Source organism: Aeromonas sp. 2MA4, assembly GCF_029237305.1.
In the GTDB taxonomy this organism is placed as follows: domain Bacteria; phylum Pseudomonadota; class Gammaproteobacteria; order Enterobacterales; family Aeromonadaceae; genus Aeromonas; species Aeromonas salmonicida.
Genome location: NZ_JAACFY010000014.1, coordinates 124,206 through 131,204, shown reverse-complemented (window position 1 = coordinate 131,204; position 6,999 = coordinate 124,206). Strand labels below are relative to the sequence as shown.

The window sequence follows — 6,999 nt, the reverse complement described above, 5'->3', positions numbered from 1 at the left end:
TTGAAGAATTTGCCTGGCGGCCATAGCGCCGTGGAACCACCTGATCCCATGCCGAACTCAGAAGTGAAACGCGGTAGCGCCGATGGTAGTGTGGCATTCGCCATGCGAGAGTAGGACACTGCCAGGCTTCAATTAAGCAATCACAGCGATGTGGTTGGTCGTGTGACAACGTAAGGTTGTTGCGGACGAGAGATTTAGATAACGCACGCAGTGCGGTCTTTACCGGTTAGTGTGCTGATATGGCTCAGTTGGTAGAGCGCATCCTTGGTAAGGATGAGGTCCCCAGTTCGACTCTGGGTATCAGCACCAGTTTTAAAGCTTTTGCCTGACGGCAATAGCGCTGTGGAACCACCTGATCCCATGCCGAACTCAGAAGTGAAACGCAGTAGCGCCGATGGTAGTGTGGCATTCGCCATGCGAGAGTAGGACACTGTCAGGCACCTATTTAGAAGAGGCCTCCCATTCGGGAGGCCTTTTTGCTTTGGAATTTTTCCTCCCACCCTGGGTTTCTTTTAGTAAAAATGCTGGGATGTCAGCACGTTGCCCGTTACTCTTGGTCTGGTATTGTCGGGAGTCATCGCCAGAGGAGTATGCATGGCCACGTTGAAGGAAATTGCGCAGGAGGCGGGGGTTTCCCAAGCGACTGTGTCACGGGTGCTCAATGAAGACCCGACGCTGAGCGTCAAGGAAGAGACCCGGCAGAAGATCTTCGAGATCGCCGAGCGGCTGGAGTACAAGACCAGCACTGCTCGTAAAGGGGTGCACAAGAGCAAGCTGCACTTCCTTGCTGTCTATGCCTACCCGCAGAGCACCGAGGTCAACGACCCCTACTATCTCGCCATTCGCTATGGCATCGAGACCCAGTGTGCCCGCCTCAATATCGAGCTTACCCATTTCTACAACGGTGCCGAGGGGCGTGAGCTCTCCGCCGTCGACGGTATTCTGGTTATCGGCCATCTGCCACCTGAGCGGCTTGCCGCACTCTATTCCCTCTTTGCCCAGCTGGTGTTCGTGGACTGTCCCTCCCAGGGGGAGTTCGACTCGGTCGACGTGGATCTCGCCCTGATCAGCCAGCAAGTGGTTGATTACTTTATTGCTCAGGGGCACCAGCGTATCGGCTATATCGGCGGACAGGATGAGAATCCGGACCTGCGTGAGCTGGCTTTCCGGGATTATGGCCAGCGACTGGGCGTGGTGCAGGAGAACGATATCTATCGCGGCGACTTCTCCAGTGCATCCGGCTATCGGTTGGCAAAAGAGATGCTGGCAGGGGATTGGCCCAAGGCGCTGTTTATCGCATCCGACTCCATTGCCATCGGGGTGCTGCGTGCCATCCACGAGAAGGGATTGGCGATTCCCCAGCAGATTGAGCTGATCAGCGTCAACGATATCCCGACCGCCAAGTTCACCTTCCCGCCGCTCTCCACAGTGCGGATCCACTCCGAGTTGATGGGCTCCCAAGGAGTCAATCTGCTGGTCGAACGGCTGCGTGACGAGCGTGAGATTTCCCTTCGGGTACTGGTGCCGAGCCGCTTGACGCTGCGTGGTACCACTCGCTGATTTTAGTAAAATAAAGCATATTTTAGTCACGCCATCTCACGGTGGCGCGACTCCTTCCCTTCATCATCTTCTCCAATACATCTCCTGATAAATTCATAATGCATTGTTTTACTGTTGCTTTAGCCAATCTCTGCCTGTGTTTATCAACATTCATGCCATCACTACCTGCTTTACACCCTTTTATCTTCCGCTTCTGATCTCGCTCACAAAACCATCTGTTCATTGTGATCAGGTTAAAACTTTACCAATCAAAAGCTGATATTTAGTAAATGTTTATCTAGGGTTTACCCAGTTAACGTTGCCTTGTTCCGGGAGGACATGTGAATAACTGGGAAAACGTCCAATTCGTTGGTGAAAACAGGCTGGCTCCGCGCGCCTACTTCTTCTCTTATGCCGACCACGCGCTGGCGGCCACCATGCAGCGCGAGCTGAGCCGCCGTTTTCTGAGCCTTGGCGGCCAGTGGCAGTTCCACTACTTCGACCACCCCCTGCAGGTACCGGAGGCCTTCTATCACAGCCCCATGAACGAGTGGGGCCAGATCACCGTGCCCAACATGTGGCAGATGGAGGGACATGGCCAGCTGCAGTACACCGACGAAGGTTTTCCCTTCCCCATCGACGTGCCCTTCGTGCCGACCAACAACCCCACCGGCGCCTATCAACGCAGCTTCACCCTGAGCCCGGCCTGGGATGGGGAACAGGTAATCATCAAGTTTGACGGAGTGGAGACCTACTTCGAGGTCTATGTGAACGGCCACTACGTCGGCTTCAGCAAGGGGAGCCGCCTCACCGCCGAGTTCGATATCAGTGCCTACGCCAACATCGGCGAGAACCTGCTGTCAGTGCGGGTGATGCAGTGGGCGGACTCCACCTATATCGAAGATCAGGACATGTGGTGGATGGCGGGGATCTTCCGCGACGTCTATCTGGTGGGCAAACCGGCCGCCCATGTGCAGGACTTCTTCATCCGCACCGCGCTGGCCGATGACAATCAAAGCGCCACCCTGAGCTGCGATATCCAGCTGGAGAATCTGGGGGCGGCTGCTCGTGATCACCGTCTGGTCTGGTCGCTGCTGGATCAGGGCAACGAGATCGCCAGTGGCACACTCGAAAATCTCGCCATCGACGGCAAGTGTGATTACCGCTTCACGCTGGATCTGGCCAACCCCCATCTGTGGAGCGCCGAAGACCCGTACCTCTATCAGCTGCAACTCTCCCTCTACAACGGTCAGGGGGATCTGCTGGAAGTGATCCCGCAGCGGGTCGGGGTGCGTGAAATCAAGGTCAAAGATGGCCTCTTCTACGTCAACGGCCACTACCTCAAGCTGCACGGGGTGAACCGTCACGACAACGACCACCTCAAGAGCCGCGCGGTCGGCATGGATCGTGTTGAACGCGATATCGTGCTGATGAAGCAGCACAACCTCAACTCGGTGCGCACCGCCCACTACCCGAACGATCCTCGCTTCTATGAGCTGTGCGACCAGTACGGTCTGTTCGTGATGGCGGAGACCGACGTGGAGACCCACGGCTTTGCCAACGTCGGCGATCTCAGTCGCATCACCGACGCCCCCTTCTGGGAGCCGGTGTTCGTGGATCGCATCGAGCGCCACGTACACGCCCAGAAAAACCACCCCTCCATCATCATCTGGTCGCTGGGTAACGAGTCCGGCTACGGCTGCAACATCAGAGCCATGTACCAGCGCTGCAAGGCGATCGACCCGACTCGGCTGGTGCACTACGAAGAGGATCGCGATGCCGAGGTGGTGGATGTGGTCAGTACCATGTATTCCCGCGTCTCCCAGATGAACTGCTTCGGCGAGTTCCCGATGGAGAAGCCGCGCATCCTCTGCGAGTACGCCCACGCCATGGGCAACGGCCCGGGTGGTCTGAGCGAATACCAGCAGGTGTTCGACCGCCATCCCCACATTCAGGGTCACTACATCTGGGAGTGGTGCGATCACGGCATTCTGGATCAGGACGAGCAGGGCCGCCCGGTCTACAAGTACGGCGGCGACTACGGCGACTACCCCAACAACTACAACTTCTGCATGGATGGCCTCATCTACCCGGATCAGACCCCGGGGCCTGGCCTGCGCGAATACAAGCAGGTGATCTGCCCGGTCAAGGTGCGCGCTCTGGATCTGGCGAGCGGCAAGCTGGCGGTGGAAAACCGCTACTGGTTCTCCAATCTTGACGACATCCGTCTGCTGGTTGAAGTGAAGGCCGAGGGCGAACTGCTGGCCAGCCAGCAAATCCGGCTGGAAGGGGTGGCTCCCGGTGCTATTACCGAGCTGCAACTCGAGCTGCCCTCTCTAGATGGGCGGGAAACCTTCGTCCAGCTGCGGGTCATCAAGGCCACCGCCACCCGTTACAGCGCGGCGGAGCACGAGCTGGGCCAGTACCAGTTCCAGCTGAAAGAGTCGACTCGCCAGCTGCAGCCCTTTGCCAATCCCAACGCCACCCCGTTGCAGATTGCCGACGAACGGCTTGACCTGAGCTTGAGCGGCAGCGGCTTCGCCCTGCGTTTCTCGCGCCTCGATGGCAAGCTGGTGAGCTGGCAGCAGGATGGTGTCGAGCTGATTGAGCGGGCGCCGCGCCTCACCTTCTTCAAGCCGATGATCGACAACCACAAGCAGGAGTACGAGAGCCTGTGGCACCCGAACCACCTGCAGATCATGCAGGAGCACTTCCGTAGCTTAAGCTGGCGTCAGCTGGGCGAGGCGGTCGAGGTGACGGTCGAGAGCCGGATTGCGCCGCCGGTGTTCGACTTCGGCATGCGTTGCCGCTACGTCTACACCCTGAGCCCGAATGGCCAGCTGCATGTGGCACTGTCCGGCGAGCCCTACGGCGGTTATGACGACATCATCCCCAAGATCGGCTTCGAGCTGGGCATTCGTCAGGATCTCGACCGGGTGCACTACTACGGCATGGGGCCGGGCGAAAACTATCAGGACAGCCGCCAGAGCAACTGGATCGACAGCTTTCATAGCACAGTCAGCGAGATGTGGGAGCACTACCCCTTCCCGCAGGACAACGGCAACCGTCAGCAGGTACGCTGGGCGACCCTGACCAACCGTCACGGCGCCGGTCTCTACGTGCGGCCAGATGCCCCCATCAACCTGAGCGTCTGGCCCTACAGCTGGGAGCATATCCACGCGGCGCAGCACATCAACGAGCTGGAGCCTAGCGGTTATCTCACCCTCAATCTGGATCACAAGGTGCTGGGGCTCGGCTCCAACTCCTGGGGCTCCGAGGTGCTGGACTCCTGGCGGGTGCGCTTCGAGCCGTTCAGCTTCGGCCTGACCCTGCTGCCCATCGCTCGTGGCAACCTCAATCCGGCTGCGCTGGCCGGGCTCGATCTCACCATCAACGGCGGGAGGAACCTCGCATGATCACCCTGGACAACCTGACCCTGTTCAAAAACATCTACCGGGAGGGCAAGAAGTGGGGCCGCTGCGTGGAGGCCATCAACAACCTGCCAAACCTCAAGCCCGGCATCTGCCACTCCATCGGTGACTCCCTCACCTACCGCTTGCAGGAGGGGGCCAGCCCGGCCACCTCGTTGTTCGAGGGGCAGCGCCGCTACTTCGACGTCCACTACTACCTGGAAGGGGCAGAGACGGTGGAGTGGGCTGCCAAGAGCGAGCTGGCGGTCGAGCAGGCCTATGACGACACCACCGACCGCGAGTGGCTGGCAGGCGAGGTGCGTGAGCGCCAGCAGGTCGGCAATGGGCAGGTGGTGATCTTCGAGAACGACGAGGCCTACCGATTCGTCGGCGACAGCCCGGTGCGCAAGGTGATCATCAAGGTCACCGTCGAAGGCGGCTACTTCAAAAACAAATAACAAGCCGCCGGTTCTGCACTGATAAAAGCCGGAAGGGCGGGGCTCACCCTACAAATCATGCCCCGCCCTTTCGCTGAGATAACTACAGGTCTGGAGATGCACCATGTCTGATTCCAAACGCAATACGATAGGCAAGTTTGGTCTGCTGTCGCTCACCTTCGCGGCGGTATTCAGCTTCAACAACGTCATCAACAACAACATCGAGATCGGTCTGGCCTCGGCCCCGATGTTCTTTCTGGCCACCATTTTCTACTTCATTCCGTTTTGCCTGATCATTGCGGAGTTCGTGTCACTGAACAAAAACTCCGAAGCGGGCGTTTATGCCTGGGTGAAGAGTTCCCTCGGCGGGCGCTGGGCCTTTATCTCCGCCTACACCTACTGGTTCGTGAACCTCTTCTTCTTTACCTCCTTGCTGCCGCGGGTCATCGCCTACGCCTCCTATGCCTTCCTCGGCTACGAGTACATTCTCACTCCGGTGGCGACCACGGCATTGAGCATGGTGCTGTTTGCCTTTGCCACCTACGTCTCCACCAACGGCGCCAAGATGCTGGGCCCCATCACCTCGGTGACTTCGTCCCTGATGCTGCTGCTGACCCTCTCCTACATCCTGCTGGCGGGTGCGGCACTGGTGGGCGGCGTGCAGCCAGCCGATCCCATCACGGTAGAGGCCATGATCCCCGACTTCAGCTGGGCGTTTCTGGGCATTACCACATGGATCTTTATGGCAGCCGGTGGCGCTGAGTCGGTGGCGGTCTACGTCAATGACGTAAAAGGCGGCTCCAAGTCCTTCGTCAAGGTGATCATCGTCGCCGGGATCTTTATCGGCGTGCTCTACTCCATCGCATCGCTGTTGATCAACGTATTCGTCCACAGCGACACCCTGAAATACACCGGCGGCTCGGTGCAGGTGTTTGAAGGGCTGGCAGCCTACTTCGGCCTGCCGGAGATCCTGATGAACCGCTTCGTCGGGCTGGTCTCCTTCACCGCCATGTTCGGCTCCCTGCTGATGTGGACCGCGACCCCGGTGAAGATCTTCTTCTCCGAGATCCCGGCCGGTATCTTCGGCAAGAAGACGGTCGAGCTGAACGAGAACGGCGTGCCCGCCCGTGCAGCCTGGATCCAGTACCTCATCGTGCTGCCGCTGATGGTGATCCCGACTCTGGGCTCCAACACCGCGCAGGATCTGATGAACACCGTCATCAACATGACCGCCGCCGCTTCCATGCTGCCGCCGCTGTTCATCATGCTGGCCTACCTCAATCTGCGTCTGAAGCTGGATCACCTGCCGCGGGATTTCAAGATGGGCTCACGCACCACCGGCATCGCCGTGGTCTCGGTGCTGATCGCCATCTTCTCGGTAGGCTTCCTCGCCTCCACCTTCCCGACCGGCGCCGACATCATGACCATCATCTTCTACAACGTCGGCGGGATCGTGATTTTCCTCGGCTTCGCCTGGTGGAAATACAACAGATACGAGGCCTCCCTCAGCGCCGAAGCGCGTGCCAAAGAGGCCCAGCCGGCAGCGCAGGTTGCCATGCAGACGCCATAGCCACTGCATTGAATTCCAATCAAACCGGGTGGCCGTTGGCCAC

Annotated in this window: 4 protein-coding genes, 1 tRNA gene and 2 rRNA genes; all 7 read left to right on the top strand. The window is 58.9% G+C overall.

The window, feature by feature from the left end:
* The first annotated feature begins 12 nt into the window (after positions 1-12).
* The 7 genes from rrf (GWQ31_RS15095) to GWQ31_RS15065 all read left to right on the top strand — a co-directional run bounded on the left by rrf (GWQ31_RS15095) (position 13) and on the right by GWQ31_RS15065 (position 6,956).
* A 5S ribosomal RNA gene (gene rrf / locus GWQ31_RS15095) occupies positions 13-127 on the top strand.
* Between the two features lie 106 nt (positions 128-233).
* Positions 234-309, top strand: a tRNA-Thr gene (locus GWQ31_RS15090).
* 15 nt (positions 310-324) lie between these two features.
* Positions 325-439: ribosomal RNA gene (gene rrf, locus GWQ31_RS15085) — 5S ribosomal RNA — on the top strand.
* A gap of 155 nt (positions 440-594) precedes the next feature.
* Positions 595-1,560 (top strand): transcriptional regulator EbgR, encoded by a 966-nt coding sequence (ebgR, locus tag GWQ31_RS15080; RefSeq protein ID WP_275909701.1) that lies wholly within the window; start codon positions 595-597, stop codon positions 1,558-1,560.
* Between the two features lie 320 nt (positions 1,561-1,880).
* The gene (gene ebgA / locus GWQ31_RS15075; protein ID WP_275909700.1) at positions 1,881-4,955 is read left to right on the top strand and encodes a beta-galactosidase subunit alpha; all 3,075 of its coding nucleotides are present in this window, start codon (positions 1,881-1,883) and stop codon (positions 4,953-4,955) included.
* Positions 4,952-5,407 carry a beta-galactosidase subunit beta gene (locus tag GWQ31_RS15070; RefSeq protein WP_143238221.1) on the top strand — a complete coding sequence of 152 codons (456 nt, stop codon included), beginning with the start codon at positions 4,952-4,954 and terminating at the stop codon, positions 5,405-5,407. Before ebgA ends, GWQ31_RS15070 begins: the two co-directional genes overlap by 4 nt.
* A gap of 103 nt (positions 5,408-5,510) precedes the next feature.
* On the top strand, positions 5,511-6,956 hold the full coding sequence (locus GWQ31_RS15065; RefSeq protein ID WP_275909699.1) for an amino acid permease: 1,446 nt from the start codon (positions 5,511-5,513) through the stop codon (positions 6,954-6,956).
* Positions 6,957-6,999 lie beyond the last annotated feature (43 nt).

What these genes read in the sequence shown, in the direction of transcription:
- ebgR (WP_275909701.1), top strand. Translation starts at nt 595, where the DNA reads ATGGCCACGTTGAAGGAAATTGCGCAGGAGGCGGGGGTTTCCCAAGCG.
- GWQ31_RS15070 (WP_143238221.1), top strand. Translation starts at nt 4,952, where the DNA reads ATGATCACCCTGGACAACCTGACCCTGTTCAAAAACATCTACCGGGAG.
- GWQ31_RS15065 (WP_275909699.1), top strand. Translation starts at nt 5,511, where the DNA reads ATGTCTGATTCCAAACGCAATACGATAGGCAAGTTTGGTCTGCTGTCG.